At 63.6% G+C, this 26,104-nt stretch carries 19 protein-coding genes; 9 read left to right on the forward strand and 10 right to left on the reverse strand.

Features of this window, described 5'->3' with window-relative positions; genetic code table 11:
- Positions 1-11 precede the first annotated feature (11 nt).
- The 3 genes from NKJ35_RS11150 to NKJ35_RS11160 form a co-directional block, all read right to left on the reverse strand.
- Positions 12-2,573 (reverse strand): GcvT family protein, encoded by a 2,562-nt coding sequence (locus tag NKJ35_RS11150; protein WP_352646933.1) that lies wholly within the window; start codon positions 2,571-2,573, stop codon positions 12-14.
- Positions 2,574-2,841: 268 nt separating this feature from the next.
- Positions 2,842-3,105, reverse strand: a complete 264-nt coding sequence (locus NKJ35_RS11155) for a hypothetical protein (protein ID WP_254818157.1) — start codon at positions 3,103-3,105, stop codon at positions 2,842-2,844.
- Positions 3,106-3,254: 149 nt separating this feature from the next.
- Positions 3,255-5,744, reverse strand: a complete 2,490-nt coding sequence (locus tag NKJ35_RS11160) for a mechanosensitive ion channel family protein (protein WP_352646936.1) — start codon at positions 5,742-5,744, stop codon at positions 3,255-3,257.
- 226 nt (positions 5,745-5,970) lie between these two features.
- On the opposite strand from NKJ35_RS11160, the gene NKJ35_RS11165 reads away from it, so the two are divergent.
- The 4 genes from NKJ35_RS11165 to NKJ35_RS11180 all read left to right on the forward strand — a co-directional run bounded on the left by NKJ35_RS11165 (position 5,971) and on the right by NKJ35_RS11180 (position 11,191).
- On the forward strand, positions 5,971-7,230 hold the full coding sequence (locus NKJ35_RS11165) for a sarcosine oxidase subunit beta (protein WP_352646938.1): 1,260 nt from the start codon (positions 5,971-5,973) through the stop codon (positions 7,228-7,230).
- A gap of 91 nt (positions 7,231-7,321) precedes the next feature.
- The gene (locus tag NKJ35_RS11170; protein WP_352646940.1) at positions 7,322-7,618 is read left to right on the forward strand and encodes a sarcosine oxidase subunit delta; all 297 of its coding nucleotides are present in this window, start codon (positions 7,322-7,324) and stop codon (positions 7,616-7,618) included.
- Entirely contained in the window at positions 7,615-10,611 is a 2,997-nt protein-coding gene (locus tag NKJ35_RS11175; RefSeq protein WP_352646942.1) for a sarcosine oxidase subunit alpha, read from the forward strand. Before NKJ35_RS11170 ends, NKJ35_RS11175 begins: the two co-directional genes overlap by 4 nt.
- A complete protein-coding gene (locus NKJ35_RS11180; RefSeq protein ID WP_352646944.1) occupies positions 10,604-11,191 on the forward strand; it encodes a sarcosine oxidase subunit gamma in 588 nt (195 codons plus the stop codon). The genes NKJ35_RS11175 and NKJ35_RS11180 overlap by 8 nt, the downstream gene beginning before the upstream one ends.
- A 21-nt stretch (positions 11,192-11,212) precedes the next feature.
- On the opposite strand, the gene NKJ35_RS11185 is transcribed toward NKJ35_RS11180, so the two are convergent.
- Positions 11,213-11,911, reverse strand: a complete 699-nt coding sequence (locus NKJ35_RS11185; RefSeq protein ID WP_352646946.1) for a nitroreductase — start codon at positions 11,909-11,911, stop codon at positions 11,213-11,215.
- A gap of 276 nt (positions 11,912-12,187) precedes the next feature.
- Between NKJ35_RS11185 and NKJ35_RS11190 the strand changes: the two genes are divergently transcribed.
- The 5 genes from NKJ35_RS11190 (at position 12,188) to NKJ35_RS11210 (ending at position 19,853) form a co-directional block, all read left to right on the forward strand.
- The gene (locus NKJ35_RS11190; protein ID WP_352646948.1) at positions 12,188-12,775 is read left to right on the forward strand and encodes a helix-turn-helix domain-containing protein; all 588 of its coding nucleotides are present in this window, start codon (positions 12,188-12,190) and stop codon (positions 12,773-12,775) included.
- 76 nt (positions 12,776-12,851) lie between these two features.
- On the forward strand, positions 12,852-15,305 hold the full coding sequence (locus NKJ35_RS11195; protein ID WP_352646950.1) for a GcvT family protein: 2,454 nt from the start codon (positions 12,852-12,854) through the stop codon (positions 15,303-15,305).
- Entirely contained in the window at positions 15,302-16,201 is a 900-nt protein-coding gene (locus NKJ35_RS11200) for a homocysteine S-methyltransferase family protein (RefSeq protein WP_352646952.1), read from the forward strand. The genes NKJ35_RS11195 and NKJ35_RS11200 overlap by 4 nt, the downstream gene beginning before the upstream one ends.
- Positions 16,201-17,382 (forward strand): pyridoxal phosphate-dependent aminotransferase, encoded by a 1,182-nt coding sequence (locus NKJ35_RS11205; RefSeq protein WP_352646954.1) that lies wholly within the window; start codon positions 16,201-16,203, stop codon positions 17,380-17,382. The genes NKJ35_RS11200 and NKJ35_RS11205 overlap by 1 nt, the downstream gene beginning before the upstream one ends.
- Positions 17,379-19,853 (forward strand): GcvT family protein, encoded by a 2,475-nt coding sequence (locus NKJ35_RS11210; protein ID WP_352646956.1) that lies wholly within the window; start codon positions 17,379-17,381, stop codon positions 19,851-19,853. The genes NKJ35_RS11205 and NKJ35_RS11210 overlap by 4 nt, the downstream gene beginning before the upstream one ends.
- A gap of 6 nt (positions 19,854-19,859) precedes the next feature.
- Here NKJ35_RS11210 and NKJ35_RS11215 read toward each other — a convergent pair whose 3' ends face one another.
- The 6 genes from NKJ35_RS11215 to NKJ35_RS11240 form a co-directional block, all read right to left on the reverse strand.
- Positions 19,860-20,441, reverse strand: coding sequence for an NAD(P)H-dependent oxidoreductase (locus tag NKJ35_RS11215; protein ID WP_352646958.1), 582 nt, complete (start codon positions 20,439-20,441; stop codon positions 19,860-19,862).
- Positions 20,438-21,838, reverse strand: coding sequence for an FAD-binding oxidoreductase (locus NKJ35_RS11220; RefSeq protein ID WP_502894201.1), 1,401 nt, complete (start codon positions 21,836-21,838; stop codon positions 20,438-20,440). The genes NKJ35_RS11215 and NKJ35_RS11220 overlap by 4 nt, the downstream gene beginning before the upstream one ends.
- Positions 21,835-23,136 (reverse strand): cytosine deaminase, encoded by a 1,302-nt coding sequence (locus NKJ35_RS11225; protein ID WP_352646960.1) that lies wholly within the window; start codon positions 23,134-23,136, stop codon positions 21,835-21,837. Before NKJ35_RS11225 ends, NKJ35_RS11220 begins: the two co-directional genes overlap by 4 nt.
- Before the next feature lie 178 nt (positions 23,137-23,314).
- Entirely contained in the window at positions 23,315-24,166 is an 852-nt protein-coding gene (locus NKJ35_RS11230; protein ID WP_254818144.1) for an ABC transporter permease, read from the reverse strand.
- Positions 24,153-24,995 (reverse strand): ABC transporter ATP-binding protein, encoded by an 843-nt coding sequence (locus NKJ35_RS11235; protein WP_352646963.1) that lies wholly within the window; start codon positions 24,993-24,995, stop codon positions 24,153-24,155. The genes NKJ35_RS11230 and NKJ35_RS11235 overlap by 14 nt, the downstream gene beginning before the upstream one ends.
- A 3-nt stretch (positions 24,996-24,998) precedes the next feature.
- Entirely contained in the window at positions 24,999-26,003 is a 1,005-nt protein-coding gene (locus tag NKJ35_RS11240) for an ABC transporter substrate-binding protein (protein WP_352646965.1), read from the reverse strand.
- Positions 26,004-26,104: the final 101 nt, after the last annotated feature.

Here is a 26,104-nt window from a genome sequence, read left to right on the forward strand (position 1 = left end):
CGTCCCGATGCTTAGCTGCGCGGATTGAGGTTCTCCGGGTCGTAGAGCGGCCTGTAGCCGACGGCGGCCACTTCGACCGGGTATTTCTCGCCGAAATATTCGACGTTCAGCTTGCGGCCCTCCTGGCAATACGCCCAGGGAAGGTAGGCGAGCGCGATGTTCTTGCCGAGGGTCGGACCGTAGGCCACCGAGGTCGTGAAGGAGCGGCGGCCGAGCTCGTCGACGAGCGTCTCACCGGTTTGCGGGTCCATCACCGGCATCGTGCCGACCGGATAGCGGGGAACGCCGTTGGAATCGGTATTGTCCGTCATGATAAGCGTGCAAAGCATGGCCGGCTGGTGCACCCGGGCGCGATATTCCAGATGCTTTGCCTTGCCGCAGAAATCGGGCTCCTTGACCTTCGGTCGGGCAAGGTCGGCTTCCAGCAGATTATATTCGGTCAACAGATCCGCGTTTTGCAGACGCAGGCTCTTCTCCATACGGCGGCTGTTGGCATAGGTCTCGACGCCAAAGGCCATCACGCCGGTCGACCGCAGCGCGTCCCAGACAGCGAGGCCGTCCTCGTAGCGCATGTGCAGTTCCCACCCTTGCTCGCCGACATAGGAGATGCGGAAGGCGGTCACGTCCTTGCCGGCGATCCTGACGGGCTTGATCGCGGCAAAGGGAAAATTCTCCGGCGTCAGCCCGTCGGGGTTTTCCACGCACTTGCTCAATGTCGCCCGCGCGTTCGGACCCCAGATGCCGATGGTCACGTACTTCTCGGTCACGTCGGTGACGGTAACGTCGAAGCCTTTGTCTTCTGCCGTCCGGCGCATGTACTGGAAGTCGCGCGGCCCGGCATCGGCGCCGTCGATGACGCGGCAGCGGTCGGCCATGCGGATGACGGTCAGGTCGGCGCGCACCATGCCTGCCTCGTCGAGGAAATGGGTATAGATGCCCTTGCCGATATTGCCGTCGCCGCCGATCTTCGCCGCGCACAGCCATTCCATCAGCGCGACATTGTCCGGGCCTTCGACGTCGTACATGGCGAAATGCGACAGGTTGACGATGCCGCAATCCTCGCTCATGGCGAGATGCTCGGCGTTCGAGACGCGCCAGAAGTGGCGGTTATCCCATTCGTTTTGGCGCACCGGCACCCGGTTGCCGTATTTCTCGAGCAGATGCTCGTTGGCGGCGTAGCCATGGGCGCGCTCCCAGCCGCCGAGCTCCATGAAATAGCCGCCGAGTTCCTTCTCGCGCTCCCAGAACGGCGAGCGGCGGACATTGCGAGCCTTGGAGAAGGGCTCGCGCGGATGGACCGCCGGATTGTAGACCTTCATCGCCGTTTCAGTGCAGCGGTCCCAGATGAACTGCTCTTTCGTCTGGTGCGGATAGAAGCGCGAATAGTCGATGGCGTGATGGTCGATCGCCGTGCGGCCGTCTGTCATCCAGTCGGCGACGAGCTTGCCCATGCCGGGACCGTCCTTGACCCAGATCGCCACGGCATACCAGAGGCCCCTCACCTTCTGGCTTTCGCCCATCGAAGGACCGCCGTCCGCCGTCACCTGCAGCAGCCCGTTGAAGGAATGGCTCTCATTGTAGCCCAGCTCGCCCAGGATCGGCGTCAGTTCCATGGCCCGCTCGAGCGGCGCCAGGATCTGCTCCATGTCGAGATCGCGCTGCGAGGGCGAAAGCCGTGCCTCGTTTTTCTCGAGAATATCGCGCGGATGGCAAAGGCGCGGATTGGTCTCTTCGTAATAACCCCATTCGATCTGCCCGCCTTCGGCGGTCTTGGGATCGCCGGTATCGCGCATATAGGCCGAATTACCCTGGTCGCGCAGCAGCGGCCAGCCGATCTCCTTGCCGGTGCCGGCGAACTCGGTGTACGGCCCGAAGAAGGTGAGCGGGTGGTCGATCGGCATGACCGGCAGGTCCTCGCCCGCCATTTCCGCGATCAGCCGCCCCCAGATGCCCGTGCAGACCACGACGTAGTCGGCCTGGATGGTGCCGCGGTCGGTCACCACGCCCTTGATGCGGCCGTTGTCGATGACGAGCGACCTGGCCGAGGTGTTGGCAAACGCCTTGAGTTTGCCCGAGGCTTCCGCCTGGTCGACCAGCTTGCCGGCGACTGTCTGCGAACGCGGGATGACGAGGCCGGCATCGGGATCCCACAGGCCGCCCTGTACCATCTCTTCTTCGATCAGCGGGAATTTTTCCTTGATTTCGGCGGGATCGATCAGGCGGGCGCGTGTGCCGAAGGCCTTCGCCGAGGCGATCTTGCGCTTGATTTCCGCCATGCGGGCGTCGTCTCCGACGCGTGCGACCTCGAGGCCGCCGATGCGGGCGTAATGACCCATCTTTTCGTAGAAATCGATGGAATAGAGCGTCGTCCAGCACGACAGGAAATCATGGCTGGTCGTGTAGCAGAAGTCGGAGGCGTGCGCCGTCGAGCCGATATCCGTCGGGATGCCCGATTTGTCGATGCCGACAATATCGTCCCATCCGCGCTCGATCAGGTGATGGGCGACCGATGCGCCGACGATGCCGCCCAGCCCTACGATGACGACCTTCGCCTTTTCCGGAAACCCTGCCATTGCCCGCGACTCCAAGATGCTATTGCGAGCAGACTATAGGTCGGCGCGGCGGCGCGCTTGCAGCCTGTTTGCGACATCGCCAAAAAAGCCCGCGCCACCAGCTCGTCGAATGCAGTTGGTCCTACGCCTTCGCCCTGCTCGGTACGAAAGCGCTGCTAGAGCCCGTTCTGCGCAGCTTCGAAGAAAATTGAATACCTTCATCGCCGATTACTGGAAGTAAATAAAAGGCCGGGCGTTTGCCCGGCCTTCAAAAATCATGGCGTCGACTTTACTTGATGCGCGCGACGCCGCCCGAGATCTCGACGGTTTCCGAACCCGTCAGCGCCTCGAGGTCGCCATTCGGCAAGGTAACAAAACAGCCGCTCGGGCAAAATTCCACGGTTTCGCCGGCGGCCAGCGCCAGCTCGGTCTTGCCGCCGCCTTCCGTCACGATCAGCGTGCGGGTCTCGGCGTCCTTGTTGACCGCGCTGGCGGCATGGGCCGAACCGCCCACGGCCAGAAAAGCGATGGCGGCGACGAGAGACTTCCACATTTTGCAGTATCGGTGTTGCCACCGCCTCTGTTGCATTTCGCAAGGCATTCTCGCCGTTTGCAGGTGAGCTTATATGCAATGCAAGCTGAACAGCAACTGAATGCCGCATTCATGCCGCAATTGATTTCCGAAGACTTGAAGGCACGCTGCTAGTCAGGATCTGGCTTGCGTACCTTGCGTCCCGACTTGGCGAGACGTTTCGCCTCGACCGCCGCTAGAGCTTTTGCTTGTTCCCGTTCGGCGAATTCGACTTCGATCTTGTCGTCGTCGATCGGCCACGCCTCGTGCTTTTTGGTCTCGACGACGGCGCGCGGTGTCGACGGAATTTCGATATGCTGGTCGGCGAACACATCCAAGATGGCAAAGCGGATGTCGTTCTGGACGATATTGCCACTAAGAACGTCTGCCAGGAACACGCGGATCTCGAATTCGAGCGCGGCCGGGCCGAAATTGGAAAACAACACAAAGGGTTCCGGGTTCTTCAGCACCAGCGGATGGCTGCGTGCGATCTCCAACAGGACGCCATGCACGTGCTTGACGTCGCTGCCATAGGCAACGCCGACCTTGATGTCGATGCGGCCGAGCTTGTTGCGGTGCGTCCAGTTGCCGACCGCATTGTTGATCAGGTTTGAATTGGGCAGGATCACCGATTGCCGTTGGAACGTTTCGATCTCGGTGGCGCGCACGCTGATCTTCTTGACTGTGCCGCTGATGTCGCCGGCGACGATCCAGTCGCCGACCTTGAACGGCCGCTCGGCCAGCAGGATCAGGCCCGACACGAAATTCGAGACGACATTCTGCAGGCCGAAACCGATGCCGAGGGACAGGGCGCCGGCGACCAGCGCGAGATTGGAGAGGTCGATACCGGCCGCCGAGATGCCGACCAGTGCCGCGACCGCGACGCCGGCATAACCGACCGCCAGCCGGATCGAATTGCGCACGCCGGTGTCGACCCGGCCGCGCGCCATCACCGAGCCGTCGAGCCAGCCCTGGAACCAGCGCGTCAGGAAATAGCCGATAATGAAGACGACAACGCCGGTGAGAATGCCGGTGACCGAGATCGTCACCGAACCGATGGTGAGGCCGGTCGCCAGCTTGTAGGCCCAGGCCTGGATGTCGCCGGGCTGGAAACCCCACATCAACAGGATCAGCGGCAGGAACACCAGCACAATCATGATGTTGATGGCGGCGCTGACGACAAGCCCGAGCTGGTCGAGGGCGGTCTCTTCGTAGCTTGAATTGGCCGCTAGCCAGCGCCCGATCGAAGTTTTGGCGAACCCGCCTTCCTCGCCGATCGCCCGCGCCGACAGGAAACCGATATAGGCGGTGACCAGGATCGTGCCGGTGACTACGACCTGCAGCGAGACGAAAATTGCAAGGCCGATATAGCCAAGCAGTGCCGATGCGATGGTGAATAGGCCTAGCGCGATGGCGGTGTAGCGCAGCCACGCCGGCCAGGGGCGCCAGCTTCCGTCGGGAGCCTTGAACGGCTTCAACAAGCCCATCAGGATCAGGATGATGCCGACGATGATGGTGGCGATGAAGCTTCTGGCGATGGTCAGCGACAGTGGCGAGCCCATCTTGTCGTTCACGACCGACAGGAAATAGTTGATGCCGATGGCGACGGCCATAGCGGTCGTCAGCCGCACCAGCCAGCGCGCCGGGCCGGTTTCGACCGGGATCAGACGCCAGTTCGGCAGTCGGGGCTCGAGCGCTGCGTTGGTCAGGCGGTTGACGCAGAACACCACCGCGACAACGGCAACCAGCGAATTCAGGAAGATGCCGATGTCACCGCGTAAAACGTTGTAATAATTGAAGAAGAAGATCGTCGAGACAAGGAAGGCGCCGACCGCCAGCGTCGGCAGCAATGTCGACCAGAACGCCACCGACAGCCGGCTGAGATAGGAGGGGTCCTCGACGGAGGGATCCGCTTCGAAGACGCGGCCGAACAGGCGTCGGCCGCCGATAAAAAGCACTGCAGCGAATGCGAGCGCCATCAAAGTCGCGGCAAGAATGGCCTGGAACTTGAACTTGAAGGCGAAGCTCAGCCAGGACGAGACCGCCTTATAGAAGCCGGAAAACTCAGCGTTGGCGTCGGAAAAGACTTCGGGGCTAAGCGCATCGGACAGCACGTAGCGCTTGGTAAGCACATTGCGGAACAGCTCGCTGCGCATGTTGCCGATCTTCTCGATCAGCCCACTGATGCGGATCGACAGATTCTGCGCGCTGGCAATAACGGCGTTGATCTCGGCTTTTTCGGAAGCCAAGGCCTGGCGTTCACCGGTTACGATGTCTGGCTCGGCCGGCTGGCCCGCGGCCGGCGGAGGTCCCAGCACCTCAATCCGATCGTTGATATCGCCGAGACGCGAGCGGAACGCTAGCGCGCTGGTGAGCGCCGCCCGCGACAGATCCTCCAATTGCAGACGGATTTCCACCAGGGTGGCATCGTCTTGGCCGTCCTGCTGTATCTTCTTCTCGAGACCGTCGGTTTTGGCCGTCAGACTCTGGATGACCTTCTGCTGGTCTGCGATCAACCCGGCGGCGCCCTGCCCGAGTGCCTGCGCCATTGCAACGAACGACGGCGGCGCCGAGACGAAAAGCGCAAGAATCAAGACCAGGCGGAGTAGACGAAAGAACATGTTTTTTCTGGTGACTCGCGGGCGGCATCGGCAGTTTTGAAGCACGTCCTTGATAAAGAGGCTCATATCACGGGGCAAGTCACCGCAGCGTCTCGTTTTTCGAAGTCGGCCAATCGAAGTCGGTCAATCGAAGTCGGGGAGTCGAAAAGCGATGGCGCAATCTTGGCTTTGCGTTGGCCACCTGCTCTATAGTCTGCCGCCAAGCCTGAAATGGATGACAATAAGAATGGCGGAATATTCGGCCTTTTCGCTTCTCAAAAACGCGCTGACCGGAAACAAGGATTGGAGGCCGGCCTGGCGCAAGCCCGACCCGAAGGCGTCCTACGACGTGATCGTCATCGGCGGCGGCGGCCATGGCCTGTCGACCGCTTACTACCTAGCCAAGGAGCACGGCATCACCAATGTCGCGGTGCTGGAGAAGGGCTGGCTCGGCTCCGGCAATGTCGGCCGCAACACCACGGCGGTCCGTTCCAATTATCTCCTGCCGGCCAACACGCGCTTTTACGAGCATTCGATGAAGCTGTGGGAGAACCTGGCCCACGACCTCAACTACAACGTCATGTTCTCGCAGCGCGGCTGCCTGAACCTCGCCCACACACCTGCCCAGCTCGACGACTATGCCCGGCGCGGCAACGCCATGCGCCATCTCGGCGTCGACGCCGAACTGATGACTACGGCGGAGATCGCCCGCCTGGTACCGGCATTGGACGTCTCGGCCACCGCGCGCTTCCCGATTGTCGGCGGCCTGATGCAGCGGCGCGCCGGCACCGCCCGCCACGACGCCGTCGCCTGGGGCTATGCGCGCGGCGCAGATCGCCGCGGCGTCGACATCATCGAAAACTGCGAGGTCACCGGCTTCCTGCGCGACGGCGACCGTATCACCGGCGTCACGACGACGCGCGGCGAAATCCGCGCCAAGAAGGTAGCCGTCGCAGTGGCCGGCAGCACCGGGCAAGTCATGCGGCTCGCCGGGATCGAGACGATGCCGATCGAGAGCCACGTGCTGCAGGCCTTCGTCACGGAATCGCTAAAGCCGTTCATCGATACGGTCCTCACCTTCGGCATGGGCCATTTTTACATGTCGCAATCGGACAAGGGCGGCCTTGTCTATGGCGGCGATCTCGACGGCTACAACAGCTACGCCCAACGCGGCAGCCTGCCGATCGTCGATGAGGTGATGAGCGAGATGCTGGCGCTGTTCCCTGGGCTGGCCCGTGTCCGCATGCTGCGCTCATGGGGCGGCGTCTGCGACATGTCTATGGACGGCTCGCCAATCATCACCACCGGTCCGCTGCCGGGCATGTATCTCAACTGCGGCTGGTGCTATGGCGGCTTCAAGGCGACGCCGGCTTCCGGCTGGTGCTTTGCCTGGACCATTGCCAAGGACGAGCCACACGATCTCAACGCGGCCTTCACGCTCGACCGCTTCTATCGTGGCCTGGTGATCGACGACAAGGGCCAGGGCGCCACGCCCCGGCTGCATTAGGCCATGATCCCGAACCGCAGGTCCGCGTCAGCGAAAAGTGGAAACCGGTTTTCGGACAAGATCGTGGTCAAACGAGAAGTTTAAGAGATCCATGCTCATCACCTGCCCCTATTGCGGCCCGCGCGACGTGATCGAATTCACCTATCATGGCGACGGCAATCGCCAGCGCCCACAGCCGGCCTCGCAGAATCTCGACGCCTGGAACGCCTATGTCTACGACCGGCTGAACCCGGCCGGTGACCACAATGAGATCTGGCAGCATTCCGGCGGCTGCCGCGCCCATCTCAGGGTCGTGCGCAACACGCTGACGCACGAGATTTCCAGCACCGCGTTCGCGCGCGGCGATCACAATTCGGTTGCGCGGCACCGGGCCGAGGACAAGCCATGAGCCCGCGCCGTACCGAGGCCGGCGGCCTCATAGACCGGCTGCGGACCATCCGTTTCACCTTCGACGGCGCGCCCTATACCGGCCACGCCGGCGACACGCTGGCTTCGGCGCTGCTGGCCAACGGCGTCACCCTGTTCGGGCGTTCGTTCAAATATCACCGTCCCCGCGGCGTGCTGACCGCCGGCGTCGAGGAGCCTAACGCGCTGGTCACCGTGTTGAGGGGCGAGGTTCGCGAGCCGAACATTCCCGCCACCATGGTCGAGATCTATGACGGGCTGACCGCAATCAGCCAGAACCGTTTCCCCTCACTTGCCTGGGACGTCAGTGCCGTGAACCAGCTCGGCGGCAAGCTTTTGTCGGCCGGCTTCTACTACAAGACCTTCATGGGACCGGTGATCGGTCCGCTGAAGGGCACGCGCTTCTGGATGTTCTGTGAGCATTTCATCCGCCGTGCCGCCGGCCTGGGCAAGGCAGGCACGGCTCACGATACGGCGCGCTACGAACGCATGAATGCGTTTTGCGATGTGTTGGTAGTCGGCTCCGGCCCGGCCGGGCTGATGGCCGCCAGGGCTGCTTCCGATCAGGGTGCACGCGTCATCCTGGCCGAGCTCGAGCCGCATTTCGGCGGCTCGGCCAATTGGTCGGGCGAGACGATCGATGGCATGCCGGCCGCCGACTGGGCGGGGCGCGCCGCTGGCCAGCTCGAAGGCCGTGACAATGTCCGCCTGCTGCCGCGCACCACGGTCTGGGGCTATTATGACGGCAACACGCTTGCTGCGCTCGAACGCGTCACCGACCACAAGGAAACGCCCGGCAAGGGCGAACCCCGCCATCGCTACTGGACAATCCGCGCCAAGTCGGTGGTGCTGGCCACCGGCTCCCTGGAGCGTCCGCTGGTCTTTCCGGGCAATGATCGACCAGGCGTGATGCTGGCGCATGCGGCCGAGCGTTTTGCCACTGAATATGGCGTGCTGCCCGGCGACAGGATCGGGCTGTTCACCAACAATGACAGCGCCTATCGCGCGGCCCTGGCGCTGAAGAAGGCCGGCGCCGTGGTCGTCGCCATCGTCGACGTACGCCCTGAGCTTTCGAGCGAGATGCGCAAGCTGGCCGGCGAAACCGAGGCCGAGATCTTTTCTGGCCACGCGGTGATCGCCACCGAGGGCGGCAAGGCGCTGTCCGGCTTCAAGGTGCAGCGCTTCGATATGGCGAGTGGCGCGCTTTCCGGCGATGCGCGCAGCATTCACGCCGATTGCCTGCTGATGTCAGGCGGCTGGTCGCCGACCATCCATCTGGCCAGCCAGGCCGGCGCCAAGGCGGAATGGAACGAAACGTTGCAAGCGTTCCTGCCGCCGAAACCTGCAACACGGCAATGGATCGGCGCCGGCGCCTTCACCGGCAGTTTCTCCACCGCCGAGGCGATCGCCGAAGGTCGCGCCGCCGGTTTTTCCGCGACGGGCGGAACCGGCACGCCGGCGGCCTTGCCGGTTGTCGAAGCCGCTCCCGGCGATCCCGATCCGGCGCCGGTGTTCGAGATCAGGGCCAGTGGAAAGAGCTTCGTCGATTTCCAGCATGATGTGACGGCCGACGACGTGCGGCTGGCGCATCGGGAAGGCTTCGTCTCGGTCGAACATCTGAAGCGCTACACCACGCTCGGCATGGCGACCGATCAGGGCAAGAGTTCCAACATACCAGGCCTCGCCATCATGGCCGAGGCGCTGGGCAAGCCGATCCCGCAGGTCGGCACGACACGCTTTCGCCCGCCCTTTGCGGCGGTATCGATCGGCTCGCTTGCCGCCGAACGCTTCGGCGATCTGAAACCCGAGCGACTGACGCCGATGCATGACTGGCACGTCGCCAACGGCGCGACCATGTATTCGGCCGGCCTCTGGTACCGGCCGATGATCTACGGCCACCCCGGCGAGACGATCGAGCAGGCCTATGTGCGCGAGGCGAGAGCCACGCGCGAGAGCGCCGGCATGGTCGACGTCTCGACACTGGGCAAGATCGCCGTGCAAGGCCCGGACGCGGCGGAATTCCTTGACCGCGTCTACACCAACATGTTTTCGACGCTGGCCGTCGGCAAGGCGCGCTACGGGCTGATGCTGCGCGAGGACGGTCTCGCCTTCGACGACGGCACAACATGGCGGCTCGGCGAGCAGGATTTCCTGATGACCACCACCACCGCCAATGCCGGCAAGGTGATGCAGCATCTGGAGTATTTCCTCGACGTGATCTGGCCGGAGCTGAAGGTCCACGTCACCTCGGTGACCGATCAATGGGCCGGTGCCGCCATCGGCGGGCCGAAGGCAAGGCAGATATTGGCTGGTTGCGTCAGCGGCACCGCCGTCGACAATGCCGCACTGCCCTTCATGGGCATCGTCCACGGCGAAATCGCCGGCGTGCCGGTGATGATCTGCCGGCTGTCCTTCTCCGGCGAAATGGCCTTCGAGGTCTATTCCGGCGGCGGTTACGGCACCCATGTCTGGGAGGCGCTCATCGAAGCCGGCAAGCCGTTCGGGCTGGTGACCTACGGGCTGGAGGCGCTGGGCACCATGCGTATCGAGAAAGGCCACGTCACCGGTGCCGAGATCGACGGCCGTACCACGGCACGCGACCTGCATCTCGACTGGATGCTGTCGAAGAAGAAGCCGTTCATCGGCTCGGCGATGATGGATCGCGAGGGGCTGATCGCACCGGACCGCCTGGAACTCGTCGGTATAGTTTCGCTCGACAACCAGCCGCTCAATGGGGGCGCACACATCGTCGAGCAGCTTGACGAAGCCAATCCCCACGGCTCGCTTGGCCACATCACCGCCTGCTGCTATTCGCCGGCGCTCGGCAAATATATCGCGCTGGCCCTGGTCAAGGGCGGCAAGGCGCGGCGCGGCTCGCGTGCCTACGTTTCCGACCCGTTGCGCAACCGGTTCGGGCCGGTCGAGATCGTCTCCAACCATTTCTTCGATCCGGACGGGAGCCGCATGCATGGTTGAACGCCAATCACCGCTTGAGCCGGTGCTGCATCGGGGCTCGCATGGCGATTTCGAGCACGGCGTCGAAATCATCCTCTCCGAAACCAGGCCGGGGTCGATTCTGCAGCTCGCCGCCTGGCCCGGCGAGGAGAAGACGTTGATGGCCGGCATCCATACGGCCACCGGCCTGACTTTGCCCGACGGCGCCGGCGGCGGTGTGACGAACGGCGCCAGGTCGGTGTTCGGCTTTGCGCCGGGAAAATTTACGGTTGTCGATGAAGCCGAGGGATTGGCGACGGCCTTTGCCGATGTCGTCACTCCGGCCATCGGTACGGTCACCGACCTTTCGCACGGCCGCACCGCGATCCGTATCGCCGGGCCGAAGGCCGAGTGGGTGCTGGCGAAGTTCTTCGCCATCGACTTCGCGCTGCCGGCCTTCCCGATCGGCGCCGGCCGCTCGACCATGCATCACGACGTCTTCGCGCAGATCCAGCGCACCGCGGCCGATCAGTTCGATATCTATGTGTTCCGCTCGTTCGCACGCTCGTTCTGGAAGGCACTCTGCCACGCCAGCGAGGAAGTCGGCTACGACGTGCAATAACTCAGGCGGCGCGTCGCCACGTTAGCTGGCGAACGTCACCCACTCTTCCAGCGGCGCGCGGTCGGTGCGGAATGCGTTTTCGGGCTTGGACGTGTCCTCATAGCCGAGCGCCATGCCGCAGACGACGATCTCCTCGTCGGGAATGTTGAGCACCGGCCTGATCTGCCGGTGATAGGGCGCGAAGGCAGCTTGCGGACAGGTGTGCAGGCCCCTGCCCCGCGCCGCGACCATGATGTTTTGGAGGAACATGCCGTAGTCGATCCACGACCCTTTGTTCAGCCGCCGGTCGACGGTGAAGATCATGCCGACCGGCGCATCGAAGAAGATGAAGTTGCGGTCGTGCTGCGCGCGCATCCTGTCGACCTCGCGCCGGCCGATGCCGAGCACGCCGTAGAGACCGAAGCCGTTGGCCCGCCGCCGCGTCAGATAGGGTTCGAAGAACTGGTCGGGATAATAGCGATATTCGTCCCATTCCGCCTTTTCGGCACGGATGCCCGAGCTGAGGATGGCATCGCTGATGCGCTGCTTGACCTCGCCCTTGGTCACATAGACCTTCCAGGGCTGCATGTTGGTGCCTGAGGGCGCGCGCGCGGCAACGGCGAGAATATCGCGGATGGTCTCGTCGTCGATCATATCGGGCAAGAAGGCGCGTACCGATCGGCGCGAGGTGATCGCGTCATCGACGATCGCCGCCGCAATCCGGGAGTTATTTTCCAGCATGGCCGTCCCTTTGCGTATGATCCCGAACCCGATTCTCCGGAAGGATCATGCGCCGACTAGAAGTGATGGAGCATCCTTGCGCGTCTTTTTGAACGCCCGATAAGCCTATCCGCCTCGACCGGACGCCCCACTCGCCGCTCGTGCGCCGAGCCTTTGCCCGAACCGTCAAAATGGCGCAAGTAAATCTTGTAGGCGCATGAAAATCCTCTTGATTTTTTCACAAACGTGCCGTCACATGAAATTTGCTGGGAATTTTTCACCGAAACAGGGACAGCTTTGCCCTCAACCGCGACCAGATCGGAACAAGACAGTGGCGAACGGCTGCTGGCCGGCGACATCCGCGCCTTGCGCAAGGCGCGCGGACTGACGCTTGCCGAGACCGGCCTCAAGCTCGGCCGCTCCGTCGGCTGGGTCAGCCAGGTCGAGCGCGGCCTGTCGATCCCGTCGCTCGGCGACCTCAGAGCCTTCGCCGAATTGTTCGGCGTGCCGGTCAGCCTGTTCTTCAGCCATGACGTGCCTGTCGAGACCGAGCGCGGCGTGGTCGTGCGCGCCGGCAGCCGACGCGTGCTTGGCACAAGCGATTCTGGCCTGGTGGAGGAGCTGCTGTCGCCAGATCTCGGCGGTAGCTTCGAGATGCTGCGTTCGGCCTTCGCCCCGGGTGCCGAGCTGAAGACCGAGGCGCGCCGGCCGACCGAGGAAGCCGGCTACGTCGCTTCCGGCAGCTTCGACATCGAAATTGCTGGCGTCTGGCACCGGCTTGGCGAAGGCGACTCCTTCCGCTTCGACGGCAAGCCGTTCCGCTGGCGCAATCCTGGAGCCGAGCCGGCTGTCGTCATCTGGGTGGTTTCGCCGCCTGTCTACTGAACGAATGCATGTCGCCCAAAAGTGCGTAGCGGTTTGGGACAACGACATGCATCAAAACAAATAGTCGGAGAAGAACATGGCCGGTTTGCCGACCACGGCACGCGTTGTGATCATCGGAGGCGGTGTCGTCGGCGCCTCCTCGCTCTATCATCTCGCCAAAGCGGGCTGGATCGACTGCGTGCTTCTGGAGAAGAACGAGCTGACTTCCGGCTCGACCTGGCATGCCGCCGGCAACGTGCCGACTTTCTCCTCGTCATGGTCGCTGATGAACATGCAGCGATATTCGACCGAACTCTATCGCCGGCTGGGCGACGAGGTCGGCTATCCAATGAACTACCACGTCACCGGCTCGCTCAGGCTAGCCCATAGCGCGGAGCGCATGCAGGAATTCCAGCGCGCCAAGGGCATGGGCCGCTACCAGGGCATGGACATCGATGTCGTCGGGCTCGACGAGATCAAGCGTCGTTACCCCTTCATCGAGACGCATGAGCTGAAAGGCGCGCTCTACGATCCGAATGACGGCGACATCGACCCGGCGCAATTGACCCAGGCGCTGGCTAAAGGTGCCCGCGACATGGGCGCGAAGATCATCCGCTTCTGCCCGGTCACCGGCGTGCGCCGAGAAAACGACGAGTGGGTGGTCGAGACGGCGCAAGGCGAGATCCGCTGCGAGATCGTCGTCAACGCCGCCGGATACCGCGCCGCCGAGATCGGCAGGATGTTCGGCCGCGAGGTGCCGATGATGGTGATGAGCCATCAATATATCCTGTTCGAGGAGATCCCCGAACTGGCGGCGTGGTCGAAGGAACAGGGCAAGAAGCTGCCGCTGCTGCGCGACGTCGATACGTCCTATTATCTGCGCCAGGAAAAGAACGGCATGAATCTCGGCCCTTATGAGCGCAATTGCCGCGCCCACTGGGTCGGCCACAACGACCCGATGCCCGACGACTTTTCGTTCCAGCTGTTTCCCGACGATCTCGATCGGCTGGAAGATTACCTGGCCGATGCTGTCGCCCGCGTGCCGATCCTCGGCACCGCCGGCCTATCCAAGGTCATCAACGGGCCGATCCCCTACGCGCCGGACGGCAACCCGCTGATCGGGCCGATGCCCGGCGTGCCCAACGCCTTCGAGGCCTGCGTCTTCACCTTCGGCATCGCCCAGGGCGGCGGCGCCGGCAAGGTGCTGGCCGAATGGGTGACCGAGGGCCAGACCGAATGGGATATGTGGTCCTGCGATCCGCGCCGTTTCACCGCCTTCGCCTCGGCTCCGGATTATTATATTGCCAAGGGCATGGAAATCTACGGCAACGAATACGCCATCCAGTTCCCGCGCCATGCCTGGCCGGCCGGACGCGACTGCAAGCTGTCGCCGCTCCACGGCCGCATCAAGGCACTCGGCGCCCAGTTCGATGCCTATAATGGCTGGGAACGCGCCACCTGGTATGCGCAGCCCGGTGACGACGTCTCCGAAGAAGCCACGCTGACTTTCCGCCGCGACGGGCCGTGGCAGCATCGTGTGCGCCAAGAATGCCTCGCCGTCCGCGATGCCGCCGGCATTCTGGACCTGCCGGGCTTTTCCCGTTTCAATCTCGATGGTCCAGGTGCGGCCGAATGGCTCAGCCTCCAGGTCACAGGCCTGGTGCCGAAACCCGGCCGCATCGGCCTCGTCTATTTTGCCGACGACAAGGGCCGCATCGTCACCGAGATGTCGGTGGTCCGCCACGACGAGAACCTGATGACGCTGATCACCGCCGCTGTGGCTCAGTGGCATGATCTCGAATGGCTGAAATCGCGCATTCCGAAGGACGCCACATTCAAGCTGATCGACAGGACGGAGGAATACTCTACCCAGATCCTCGCCGGCCCCAACTCGCGAAAAATCCTGGCCGAACTCTGCGCGGCCGACCTCACCCTGCCCTGGCTGACGCATCAGGAGACCAGTATCGCCGGACGTTGGGCAAAGCTGGTGCGCGTGTCCTTCGCGGGCGAGCTCGGCTGGGAAATCCACAGCAAGATCGATGATACTGCAGCGATCTTCGACACCGTCTGGGCAGCTGGCCAGAAGCACGGCCTGAAACCGTTCGGCATGTACGCGCTGGATTCGCTGCGGCTCGAAAAAGGTTACCGCACCTGGAAGGGCGACCTGTCGACCGCCTATTCGATCCTGCAGGGCGGGCTGGAGCGCTTCGTCAGATGGGACAAGCCTGACTTCCGCGGCAAGGCAGCGCTGCAGAACGAGAAGCAGCAGGGTGTCAAGAAACGCTTCGTCACGCTTGTCGTCGAAAACCCCGGCGACTGCGATGCGCCTTATATGTCGACGCTGTGGCATGACGGCCGGATCGTCGGCGAGACGACGTCCGGCGGCTGGGGTCATCGTATCGACAAATCGATCGCGCTCGGCATGCTGCGCGCCGACCTGACCGGGCCGGGAACGGCGGTCGAGGTCGAGATCTTCGGCGAACGTTTTCGGGCGGTCGTGCAGGAGGATGAGCCGTTATGGGATCCAAAGAACGAGAGGCTCAGAGCATGAAGAAAGTGATCCTCACCGATGGCGGCATGGGCCAAGAGCTGGTCCGCCGCAGCAGCTCCGAGCCGACGCCGCTGTGGTCGGCCAGGGTGCTCATCGACGAACCGGATCTGGTGCGCGACCTGCATGCCGAATTTATCCGCGCCGGCGCCCGCGTCATAACCATCAACACTTATTCCGCAACGCCGGAGCGGCTGGCGCGCGAAGGCGCGGAAGAGCTGTTCAAGCCGCTGCAGAAGCGCGGCATCGAACTGGCAAGGCAAGCGCGCGACCAAGCCGGCGACACGGCGATCGCCGGCTGCCTGTCGCCGCTGTTCGGCAGCTATGCGCCAGCGCTGACGATATCCTTCCAGGATACGCTCGACGTCTATCGCCGTATCGTTGCCGAGCAGGCGGACGGCGTCGATCTGTTTCTGTGCGAAACCATGGCGTCGGCCGAAGAGGCGCGCGCCGCCGTCACCGCGGCATCGGAAAGCGGCAAGCCCGTATGGGTGTCGTGGACGCTCGCCGACCACGGCGCGCCGCGCCTGCGCAGCGGCGAAGCCATTGCGGCGGCGGCAAGCGCTCTCGACGGCCTGCCCGTCGCGGCCCGGCTGATCAATTGCTGCCGGCCCGAGGCGATCGCTGCAGCGCTCCCCGAACTGATCGCCCTCGGCGGGCCGGTCGGCGCCTATGCCAACGGCTTCACTTCGGTCGAGGCACTCAAGCATGGCGGCACCGTGGAAGTGCTGCACGCCCGCCACGACCTCGATCCGGATGCCTATGCCGGCCAGGCGATCGGCTGGGTCGAGGCTGGCGCCGGCATCGTCGGCGGCTGCTGCGAAGTCGGACCGGCCCACATCGCCGCGCTGCGCGACCGGCTCGAACAGGCCGGCTACGAAATTTCGGGAGTAGCGTAATGCCCAGACCATCATCGCGCATTTCCGGCATCGTGCCTTTGGGCAAGGATGGCTGGGAGGTTCATTCCGCTGCCTGGGCGCGCAAGCAGGCCGGCGAGGACATCATCATGCTGTCGGTCGGCGACCATGATTTTGACACGCCGGGCGAGACGATCGAAGCCTGCGTGACGGCCGTCCGCGCCAGCAATCACCACTACACCCCGCTTGCCGGCGTTCCACGCCTGCGCAAGGCGATGGCGGCGGCGTCGACGCGGTGCACCGGGGTTGCGACCAGCCCCGACCAGGTCATCGCCACGCCGGGCGGGCAGGCCGCGCTTTACGCGGCCATTCAAGCGGTTCTCGACCAGGGCGACCATGCCATCGTCGTTGCGCCCTATTACGCCACCTATCCGAATACCTTCAGTGCGGCGGGCGCCGAGTTCAGCGTCGTCGAGACCCCCGCCGAAGACAGCTTTCAGCCGCGCGCCGCCGACATCCGCGCCGCCCTTCGGCCGAACACCCGCGCCATCCTGATCAACACGCCGAACAATCCCACGGGCGCCGTCTATTCGCGCGAGCGCCTGGAAGAGCTGGCGCAGATCTGCCGCGAGCATGACCTCTGGCTGCTGTCGGACGAGGTCTACTGGACGCTGGGCGGCGGCGAGCACGTCTCACCACGCTCGCTGCCTGGCATGGCGGAACGCACGCTGGTCATCAATTCGATGTCCAAGAGCCACGGCATGACCGGCTGGCGCATGGGCTGGCTGACCGGGCCCGAGGAGATGATCTCGCTGCTGACCGACCTCAATCTGGTGATGACCTACGGCCTGCCAGCCTTCATCAGCCTCGCCTGCGCCGAGGCGCTCGAAAACGGCTACGGCGTCGAGGAGATCGCCGAGCGCTATGCCGCGAGGCGCGCCGTCGTTCTCGATGCCATGCGCGGGATGAACAACGTCACCGTGCGCGGCTCCGAAGGCGGCATGTATGTGATGCTCGACATATCGGCGATCGAGCCAGACGACGAAAAATTCGCCTGGGCTTTCCTCGACCAGGAGAAGGTCGGCGTTATGCCCGGCTCGAGCTTCGGCGCGGCCGCAGCAGGCCACATCCGCTTCAGCCTCTGCCAGCCTGAGCCGGTGCTGATGGAGGCTGCCACACGCCTGCGCCGCTTCGCATCCAGCTATCGCCGCGAGGCCGCATGAGCGCCCCGCCCACCAAAGCCATTCCGACCAAGGCCATTCCTCCCAAAGCAAGGGCGGTCATCATCGGCGGCGGCGTCTCCGGTTGCTCGGTCGCCTATCATCTGGCCAAACTCGGCTGGACCGATATCGTGCTGCTCGAGCGCAAGCAGCTGACGTCAGGCACGACATGGCACGCTGCCGGCCTGATTGGCCAATTGCGCGGCTCGCAGAACATGACGCGGCTGGCGAAATATTCGGCGGACCTCTACGTCAAGCTCGAGGCCGAGACCGACGTCGGCACCGGCATGCGCCAGGTCGGCTCGATCACCGTGGCGCTGACCGACGAGCGCAAGCACGAGATCTATCGGCAGGCGTCTCTCGCCCGCGCCTTCGATGTCGACGTGCGCGAGATTTCGCCAGGTGAAGTCAAGCAGATGTACCCGCATCTAAATGTATCCGATGTGGTCGGCGCCGTGCATCTGCCGCTCGACGGCCAGTGCGACCCCGCCAACATCGCCATGGCCTTGGCCAAGGGCGCGCGCCAGCGCGGTGCGACGATCGTCGAGAATGTGAAGGTGACCAAGGTCCATACCAGGGCCGGCCGCGTCACCGGGGTGTCCTGGGCGCAGGGCGACGAGCAAGGCACGATCGATACCGACATCGTCGTCAACTGCGCCGGCATGTGGGCACGCGAGCTTGGCGCCCAGAATGGCGTCACTATTCCGTTGCACGCCTGCGAACATTTCTATCTCGTCACCGAACCGATCGCCGGGCTTTCCCGCCTGCCGGTGCTGCGCGTCCCGGACGAGTGCGCTTACTACAAGGAAGATGCCGGCAAGATGATGCTCGGCGCTTTCGAACCGGTAGCCAAGCCGTGGGGCATGAACGGCATAAGCGAGGATTTCTGCTTCGACCAGTTGCCCTCGGACATGGATCATTTCGAGCCGATCCTCGAAATGGGCGTTAACCGCATGCCGATGCTGGCCACCGCCGGCATCCACACCTTCTTCAACGGCCCCGAAAGCTTCACGCCCGACGATCGCTACTATCTCGGCGAGGCGCCGGAGCTTTCCGGCTACTGGATGGCGACCGGCTACAATTCGATCGGCATCGTCTCCTCCGGTGGCGCCGGCATGGCGCTGGCGCAATGGATCAATGACGGCGAGGCGCCTTTCGATCTCTGGGAGGTCGACATCCGCCGCGCCCAGCCGTTCCAGAAGAACCGCCGTTATCTCAAGGAGCGCGTCTCCGAAACGCTCGGCCTGCTCTACGCCGATCATTTCCCCTACCGGCAGATGGCGACTTCGCGGAACATAAGGCGCTCGCCGCTGCATGAGCATCTGAAAGCGCGCGGTGCAGTGTTCGGCGAGGTCGCCGGCTGGGAGCGCGCCAACTGGTTCGCTAGGCCCGGCCAGGAGCGCGAATACCGCTATTCCTGGAAACGGCAGAACTGGTTCGACAACCAGCGCGAGGAGCATCTGGCGGTCAGGAACGGCGTCGGCCTGTTCGACATGACCTCGTTCGGCAAGATCCGCGTCGAAGGCCGCGACGCCTGCGCCTTCCTGCAAAGCCTCTGCGCCAACGACATGGATGTGGCGCCGGGCAAGATCGTTTATACCCAGATGCTCAACCAGCGCGGTGGCATCGAGAGCGACCTCACCGCCTCGCGGCTGTCTGAAACAGCCTTCTTCCTCGTCGTGCCCGGTGCGACGCTGCAGCGCGATCTGGCCTGGCTGCGAAAACACCTCGCCGACGAGTTCGTCGTCATCACCGATGTGACCGCTGCCGAAGCCGTGCTCTGCCTGATGGGCCCGGATGCGAGAAAGCTGATTCAAAGGGTGAGCCCCAACGATTTTTCAAACGAAAACAACCCGTTCGGGACGTTTCAGGAGATCGAAATTGGCATGGGGCTGGCCCGCGCCCACCGCGTCACCTATGTCGGCGAGCTCGGCTGGGAGCTTTATGTCTCGACCGATCAGGCCGCCCACGTCTTCGAGGCGATAGAAGAAGCCGGCGCCGACGTCGGCCTGAAGCTATGCGGCCTGCACACATTGGATTCCTGCCGCATCGAAAAGGCCTTCAGGCATTTCGGCCACGACATCACCGACGAAGACAATGTGCTGGAGGCCGGCCTCGGCTTTGCCGTGAAGACGGCCAAGGGAGACTTCCTCGGCCGCGATGCGGTGCTGAAGAAGAAAGAAACCGGCCTGTCGCGCCGGCTGGTGCAGTTTCGCCTGAACGACACCGAGCCGCTGCTCTTCCACAACGAGGCGATCCTGCGCGACGGCAAGATCGTCGGCCCGATTACCTCGGGCAATTACGGCCATCATCTCGGCGGCGCTATCGGGCTTGGTTACGTGCCTTGCAAGGGCGAGAGCGAGGCGGATGTCCTGTCGTCGTCCTACGAGATCGAGATCGCCGGCGAGCGCTTTGCGGCGGAGGCGTCGCTTAAACCGATGTACGATCCGAAGGCGGAACGAGTGCGGATGTAGCGCACCTCAGAACGCGTCGATCCTGGCCGCGACTTTCGCCACGAACCTCGTCCGACTACCCTCGGTCGACAGGTTCATCGAGTAATGCGCAAGGTAGGAAACCGACCCGCCGGGCTTGATCGTCGCACGCAGCACCCGATTGACCAGCTTGCGCGGCGGGTCACCCATCAGCATGGCTCGGAACCGGCTGCCGCCATAGGTCGTGACCGCGACCACCTTGCGAATATTGTGCAGTGACGGCTGCACCTTGCCGGCGACCAGCTTGAACGACACGCCGGGCAGGAAGACGCGATCGAAAAAGCCCTTCAGAATGGCCGGATAGCCGAAGTTCCACACCGGAAACGACAGCACTAGCGCCTCGGCCCGCAGCAAGCGCTCGACATAAGGCGACGCCGGATCGCCGTCGCTGCGTTCGTCGTGATAGGACATCCGTTCGGCGCGCGTCAGCCTGGGATCGAAATTCTCGGCATAGAGGTCGCAGTCGTCGACCACATGGCCGGCCGACTTCAGGCGCTCGACGATGGTCCGGTGCAGGCCGGCATTGAAGCTGGTCTCCACCGGATGAGCGTAGAGGACGAGGACGTTCAACCCGCGTTCTCCAGCCCCTTGAAAAGGAACGACTTGCCCGAGCGATAATCATAGTCCGGGTTTTCCCAGGCGATCATCTTGCCCGGATTGAGCAGCCCTTGCGGGTCGGTTTCGCGCTTGAAGGCGAGCTGCACCTCGTCGGTGCGCTTCATGCCGCCTTCTTCCAGCGTGTAGCGGTGCGGGTTGAAGATCCAGCAGCCATTGTCCTCGTGGATGCGGATGATCTCGTCGAGCCGCTCCGCCGTGGTGAAACGCACCAGCGGCAGCCCTGCGATGCCGATGGCGCCGTCGAAGCGGATGAATTCGAGATGCGCCGGCACCTCGTCGCCGAAGCGATCGACCATCGCCTTGACGTGGCCGAGGTGGTCCGGCGAAGGGTAGCGGGTCTGCAGGTAGGTGATCGTCGGATCGACCCGGATGGCACGCAGCGTCGTGTGGTTCCAGGTCAGCTCATAGGCCGGCGGCAACCCTTTGAGATCGGCCTCCTTGTCGGCGCGGAAGACAATCTCGCCCTTGCTGCGCGCCGTGAAGGCGAGGAAGGCATCCATTGCATGCGGTGCGATCATCAGGACGACGATGCTTTGGCCGCGCCGGAAAAACCGCTGGTGGCGCTTGAAATAATCGTAGGGGATCGGTGCTGCGATCGGCGTGATCAGTTTCGCCAGTATGCCGTCCTGGATGGCGAGGTCGTTGCCGAAGCCGGCCGCATCCATGAAATCGTCGAAGCCGACGATGACGTCGATCCAGTCATAGCTGGCGGTCAGCGGCATCTCGACTTCGGTGATGATGCCGTTGGTGCCGTAGGCATGCATCACCTTCAGCACGTCCTCGCCGGTGAGCTCCATGACACGCGGCTCAGCCTCCATCGTCACGGTCCTCAGCCGGATGACATTGCCGAGATCGCGCAGTCCGCCCCAGCGGATCGAGCCGATACCGCCGGAGCCGCCGGCGACGAAGCCGCCGATCGATGCCGTGTTGTAGGTCGACGGCGACATGCGGAGCTCCTGGCCGGAATGCGCCCGCGTCGCTCTGTCGATGTCGGCGAGCACGGCGCCGGGGCCAGTGACGACACGGCCGGGGGCGATCGTCTTGACCGCGTTCATCTCGGCGAGATTGAGCACGACGCCGCCGGACAAGGGCATCGCTTGGCCGTAGTTCCCGGTACCGCTGCCGCGCGGCGTCACCGGCACGCCATGCCGGTGACAGGCGGCGAGAATGCGGACGACCTCGTCTTCGGTTTTCGGCGTCACGATCAGGTCGCCGGTGACGTGATCGAGCTGCTGCTTCAGCACCGGGCTGTACCAGTAGAAGTCGCGGCTCTTCTGCTGGACGATCGCCGGATGGTCGTCGATCTTCAAACCGTGCAGGTCGCGCTTGAGCGCCGCAATATCCATCATTCCACCATCAGATCATCGAGTTCGGCATAATCGGGCAACTGGCGCTCGATCGCCAGGCCGTCGCGTACAACGATGCGATCCGATTCGGGCCGTGACAGCAATTCCGTCCAGCTCCGCCCCTTGAAGACGACGAAATCGGCCGGCGCTCCGGCGGCAAGCGTGCCGAAACCGTCGAGCCGCATCACCTTGGCCGGCGTCGAAGTCACCGCTTGCGGCCAGTCGGCGACGGGATGGTCGAGATGCAGGATGCGCGTCGCCATCCGGTAAACCTCAAGCATGTCGAGATCGCCATAGGCGTAGAACGGGTCGCGCGTATTGTCGGAGGCGACGGCCACGGCAATGCCGCGCGCCTTCATCTCGTGCAGCAACGTCACCCCGCGCCAGCGCGGCGTGGTGTTGTCGCCGCGCCGGTCCTGCAGATAGAGATTGCACATCGGCAGCGACACCACCGCCAAGCCGGCCTTGGCGACCTTGTCTAGCGTGTCGAGCACGTCGAGATCGGGCTGGCGCGCCAGCGAGCAGCAATGGCCGACCAGGATGTTCCCCTCGAAACCGTTCCAAAGGGCGGCTTCGGCGATTTTCTTCAACGAGATCGCCGCGATATCGTCGGTCTCGTCGGCATGGAAATCGAGGTCGAGGCCGTGCTTGATCGCCTGCGCAAATACCTGGTCGAGCAGTTCTTCGAGATCCGGCACCATATAGGTGACGACGCCGAGCACGCCGTTGGCCGCAGCCACTCGCTTGGCCAGCCTCTCGAACCATTTCCTGTCGCGCACGCCCTCGATGCCGAGCAGGCAGGCCGCCTGCAGCTCGATGCGGCCGCGCCATTTATCCCGCATCGTCTCGAACACCGGCCAGGAGATCTCTTCCTGCGGCGCAACGCTGTCGAGATGCGTGCGCAGCGCCCTGGTGCCATGCGCATAGGCCGAGCGCAGCGAAAAATCCATGCGGCGGGCAACGTCGTCGGCGCTCCAGCGCGCCGCCCGGTCGGCGCCCGTTGCGTTCAGCGCGCCCATGAAGGTGCCGTCCGGGTTGGGCTTTCGAGGCCAGATATGGCCCTTGTCGATATGGGTGTGGCAGTCGACGAAGCAGGGCAAGACGATCCGGCCGCCGAGATCGGTGGCGCCTGCTGGCGTGTTGGATCGCTGATGTGCTGCAATGCTGGAGATTTTTCCATTGGCGACGGCGATATCCGTAAGCGCAAAGCCGTCGGCATCGAATGCTGCGGCAAGCCCTGGCGTCAGCGACTGATGAACACGAACGTTTGCAAGATGATAAGGACCAGAGGCTGGTATCAAGCCGCACTCCCCTCTGTCCTGCCGGACATCTCCCCCTCAAGGGGGGAGATCGGCAGCTTCAACCGGGGCACACGCCTTGCCACGTCAGTAATTGGCGAAATCCGGAATGAGGTCCAATCTCCCCCCATGAGGGGGAGATGTCCGGCAGGACCGAGGGGGGTAACGGCGCCGACCATGCCTACCGCTCCTGCCTCAATGCGCTCTCGTGCCAGCGCCGCAAAATGAGATGCGATACAAGCGACAGCACCAGGAAGATCAGGATGCCGGTGAGCGAGATCAGGATCAGCGCGGCGAACAGCCTTGGCGCGTTGAGCCGGTAGCCGGCCTCGATGATGCGCGAGGCGAGGCCGGACGACTGGCCGGTGGCGCCGGCGACGAACTCGGCCACCACCGCGCCGATCAGCGACAGCCCGCCGGCGATCTTCAGCCCGCCGAGGAAATAAGGCATCGCCGCCGGCAGCCGCAGGTAGCGCAACTGCTGCCAGCGGGTCGCACCGTTGAGCTTGAACATGTCGCGCAGATTGCGGTCGACCGAATTGAGGCCGAGCGTGGTGTTGGAGAGGATTGGGAAGAAGGCGACGATCCAGGCGCAAAGCAAAAGCTTTGTCGTCTGGTTGTCGACATAGATGTTGATCAGCGGAAAGATCGCGACGATCGGCGTCACCTGGAGCACGATGGCGAACGGAAAGAACGACATCTCCACCCATTTCGACTGAGCGAACAGCACCGCCAGCCCGACGCCGCCGATGACGGCGAGAAGCAGGCTCAAGAAGGTGATCCTGAGTGTCACCAGCAGCGAGGAGAACAGCAGCCCGGCATCGTCATGCAACGTCTGCAGTACCACGCCGGGACGCGGCAGGATGTATTTCGGGATGTCGTTCCAGACGCAGACACGGTCCCACAGCCAGATCGCCAGGATCATGATGGCCAGCGGCAGCAGCCATCTGCCGATGCGCTCGAAGCGCTCCTGGCGGACGCGGCGCGCCTCCTCCGGGTCGAGCGCCAGGACTGGTTCTTCAATGGCCGTCATGATGCGGTCCGGCAGTTGAGTTGATGGCGCCGATCAGCACGTCGGATGCCTGGCGGCAGAGCGCGGCATAGTCGGGCGAGGTGCGAAACGCCTCGTCGCGCGGATAGGGCGCGTCGACGGCAAGCTCCGCGAACACTCGGCCCGGCCGCGCCGCCATGACGACGACACGGTTGGAGAGGAAAACGCTTTCGAAGACGCTGTGGGTGACGAAAACGACGGTGAAACGCTCATCCTGCCATAGCTCCAGAAGGTCATTGTTGAGCTTGAAGCGGGTGATCTCGTCGAGTGCCGCGAACGGCTCGTCCATCAACAGAATCCGCGGCTTGGTCACCATGGCGCGGGCGATCGAGACGCGCATCTTCATGCCGCCCGACAGTTCGCGCGGCACCGCCTTCTCGAAGCCGGTCAGGTGAACCCGCGCCAGCATCTCCATCACCGTCGGTGCCGCCTTGGCCCGCGACACGCCCTTCAGCCGCAGCGGCAGCCAGACATTGTCGAAGACGTCGGCCCAGGGCAGCAGCGTCGGCTCCTGGAAGACGAAGCCGATATTCGAGCGGTCGCCGATATTCGAACGATCGCGGGCGCCGCTGCCGCGCCAGTCGAGCAGGCCCGAGGTCGGCGTCGACAGGCCGGCAATCAGCCGCAGCGCCGTCGATTTGCCGCAGCCGGACGGGCCGAGCAGGCTGAGGAAATCGCCTTCCCGGATCGTCAGCTCGACATTGCTGAGCGCGGTGACGCCGTTGGAAAAAACCTTGCCGACGCCACGCAGCGCCAACAGCGTCGGCCCCGGTACACTTCCTGGCTGTTGCGCCACTTTCTCCAGCTTCACGGTCTACTTCTTCAGGTCGAGCCCGACGCCCTTGTTGACGAAGGAAAGCGTGTAGGCCTTCTTGATGTCGATGCCCGCCAGCGCGACCTTCGCCTTGACCATCTTGTCGTAAAAACTCTGGATGCGCGCGTCGGTCATGGCGCCGATGCCAAGCTTTTCGCTGTCGCCGGAATCGACCACCCCGAACTTCTTCAACTGCTCGATCGAGAAGGCGATCTGCTCATCCGTCATGTCCGGATTTTCCTTCTTGATCATTTCGTTGGCGGCCTTGTTGTCGCCGTAGAGATAATTGTACCAGCCCTTGGCCGAACCATCGACGAAGCACTGGACCACCTCGGGCCGCTTGTCGATCGTCTCCTGCATGGTCTCGACCGTCGTTGCATATGTGTCCCAGCCATAGTCGGCCAGCAGGAACTGGTTCGGCGTGAAACCGCCCTGCTTCTGAACGGCGAATGGCTCCGAGGTGACGTAACCCTGCTGGATCGACTTCTTGTTGGCGATGAACGGCGCAGGGTTGAAGGTGTATGGCACGCGCTTGGCGGCATCGAACCCAAGGTCGGTGACCATCCACTGGAAGAAGGTCTGCGCACCTTCGTCGCCGAGGATGTACTGGTCGGCGTTCTTCAGGTCTTCCCATTTGTCCAGCCCCTGGCCGGGATGGGACATGATGACCTGCGGGTCCTTCTGGAAGTCGGCGGCGACGACGCGCATCGGTATGCCTTGCTGCACGGCATCGAAGGCCGACAGCAAATTGCCGCCCATGTAGAAATCGATCTTGCCGGCCAGCAGCAGCGGCCGGCCGCTGACCTGTGGGCCGCCCTGCATGATCGTCACGTCGATGCCGCAGGCCGCATAGGTGCCATCCGCCACCGCCTGGTAGTAACCGCCATGCTCCGGCTCGGCCAGCCAATTGGTGCCGAAGGTGACTTTTTCGTTCGCTGCCGCAGCAAGCGTGCCTGCGCCAAGCAGCACGATCGCGCCGGCCGAAATCTTCAGTTTTCCGTACATCCACACCACCCTTTGTTCGCTCCGGCGCGTTACGCGGCGGGCTCGACACCATTGTTTCAAGAAGCAAGACACATGCCACCGGCGCGTTGCGCCGGGACCGC

Source organism: Mesorhizobium sp. M0136 (assembly GCF_040322515.1).
Classification (GTDB): Bacteria; Pseudomonadota; Alphaproteobacteria; order Rhizobiales; family Rhizobiaceae; genus Mesorhizobium.